Here is a 2,359-nt window from a genome sequence, read left to right on the forward strand (position 1 = left end):
AGGTTTTTCCTCTCACTTTCCCCTAATAATCCTCCTAAATATTGTCTGAAGCCGTTTTTTTGCGCTTCGTTTTTGAAGCAATTGTCAAACCGCCGACACCATCGGTCAAAGCATGGGGGCATCGCGGCTGGGGTTGTCTCTTTCATCGCTGCTCTTTCAACGTAAAGTGCTTATTCTTTAACGATTATACTCTATTATACTCTTGTTGATCGTTTAAGTCCCATTAGGGAAACAGCCCCTACCAGCGGTCTCGCGTAGCGAGCGCGTTGCGACCGCTCACTGGGAAGGCAAACACTTCGTTGTTATCTGGAAAATTACCCCCAAACAGGTGATTATTGGCGATCCGGCGATCGGGCAATTAACCCTAAGTCGTGCCGAATTCGCCAGTAAATGGACGGGATTCACCCTTCTGCTCCAACCGAACCTGAAATTCCGGGACACAAAAGAGGATAAAACCTCTCTCTGGCAGTTTTATCGCTTACTCGAACCCCATTGGTTCGTGCTGCTGGAAATTTTCGTCGCCTCGCTTTTTATCCAGATATTCGGCTTAATTACGCCGATTTTCACCCAGTTAATCCTCGATCGAGTAATTGTCCAGGGATCCTTAACCACCCTTTGGGCGATGGGGATCGGTGCGCTAATTTTCGGGGTTTTTCGGGTGGCAATTACTGGTTTACGCGCCTATCTCCTCGATCACACCGCTAATCGCATCGATACGGCATTAATCACCGGTTTTATCCGCCATACCCTCAGCCTTCCCCTCGGTTATTTCGAGTCCCGCTATGTGGGCGATATCATTTCCCGCGTCGGGGAAAATCGCAAGATCCAGCGTTTTCTCTCTGGGGAAGCTCTCTCGATTTTACTTGACTTATTAACGGTTTTCGTGTATGTGGCGGTGATGTTCCGCTATAGCTGGCAATTAGCCCTCATCAGTTTAGCGATCGTGCCACCGTTCTTTCTGCTGGCGTTAATTTCTACCCCTTTTCTCCAGCGAATATCCCGGGATATTTTTCAGGCGATCGCTAAAGAAAGCAGTTACCTGATCGAGATTTTAACCGGTATTCGTACCGTCAAATCTACCGCCACAGAGCGATCAACCCGTTGGCACTGGGAAGACCTTTTCTCGGTGGAGGTCAAGAAAAATTTCTCCGGGCAGATCATCGGCAATAATCTCCAGATATTCAGTAATCTGATCGAATCTTTAGCGACGACGGGTTTACTCTGTTTTGGTGCCTATCTAGTGATTCAAAATCAATTATCGATCGGACAATTGATCGCCTTTAATATGCTTTTTGCCCAGATCATCGCGCCTTTTCAACGCTTAACCGTTCTCTGGACGCAATTTCAAGAAGTCAATATCGCCGTCGAGCGCATTAACGATGTACTATAGCAAAGAGCGGGGTGGTTAGGACAATCAATCGCTGAAACCCTTGACCGATAAGAGTTTGAAAATTGAAAGCGTCCTAACTAACTCGTTCTATGCCATAGACGCAAAGCCAGAGGAGAATTTAGAGGAACTTTCCCGTCAGTTTCTCCCGGAATTACAGGGACATATTCGCTTTGAAACTGGAGTTTAGACTAAATTTTCCAAAAATCAACCCTAACGAGTTCAGGCTCAATACCTTAAAAATCTGACCCCAAAAGGAATACAGACTTCTTGAGCGAGTATTTCTGTGACCGCATAGCGACTTTTCGCGCTCGTTTGCAGAACATCATGAGTTGACCAAACCTCCACAAAAGTCCTTCAAGATTCCCCAATAAGTACATGAGCAGGGGCGAAAACTTGGCAAGGAAATAGCTATAACCTAGTTTTTGCAAGGGTTGCAAGGGATTCGAGCCAACCTACTCATTAAGCTCGACCCAGGAGTGGCATGACAGAATTAGTCTAAACTCCAGTCTTTCACCTTCTCCCGAACTGCGTCTGGCTGTGCTTTTAAGGCTTCCATTAATTCTTCTTGCTTATGTCCTTTAATCACATCTAGTCAAATTTTCTTGTCCAGCTCTACGACCGTTGTTATGAAATCTTTATGTCCTTTTAAGTTACTAAGCTGTTCGTAATTTAAATTGCGTTAACAGAATTACCCTTGTTTTTCAACTTGCGATCCCACTTAATAATTAAACCTCCTTCATTTAAAATTTGATGTAAAAGAGATTCTAATTCTTCAACTGATTTAAAAAGTCGATGAGCGATAAATTCTTTTGCCGAGGGCCAGACCAATTCAATGATATTTAAATCTGGGCTATATGCGGGTAAATACTCTAAAATTAAGTTGGGCATATTTTCAGCAATTTTACCAACAACATCTGTTTTTTTGTGAATACTAGCATGATCGAGAATCAGGACAATCTTTGGACCCTT

Annotated in this window: 1 protein-coding gene and 3 pseudogenes; 1 reads left to right on the forward strand and 3 read right to left on the reverse strand. The window is 44.1% G+C overall.

The window, feature by feature from the left end; translation table 11 throughout:
- A pseudogene (locus tag H6F92_RS02635) lies at positions 1 to 146 on the reverse strand (IS701 family transposase); the annotation flags it as partial.
- Between the two features lie 77 nt (positions 147 to 223).
- Between H6F92_RS02635 and H6F92_RS02640 the strand changes: the two are divergent.
- Positions 224 to 1,565: pseudogene (locus H6F92_RS02640) on the forward strand (peptidase domain-containing ABC transporter); the annotation flags it as partial.
- 318 nt (positions 1,566 to 1,883) lie between these two features.
- Here the strand turns inward: H6F92_RS02640 and H6F92_RS02645 are convergent.
- Both H6F92_RS02645 and H6F92_RS02650 read right to left on the reverse strand, forming a co-directional pair.
- Positions 1,884 to 2,048 (reverse strand): annotated as a pseudogene (locus tag H6F92_RS02645) (ISL3 family transposase); the annotation flags it as partial.
- Positions 2,049 to 2,059: 11 nt separating this feature from the next.
- The coding region (locus H6F92_RS02650) for a transposase (RefSeq protein ID WP_190356691.1) at positions 2,060 to 2,359 on the reverse strand (300 nt) is incomplete at its 5' end.

This window comes from Microcystis wesenbergii FACHB-1317 (assembly GCF_014696875.1).
Classification (GTDB): Bacteria; Cyanobacteriota; Cyanobacteriia; order Cyanobacteriales; family Microcystaceae; genus Microcystis; species Microcystis wesenbergii_A.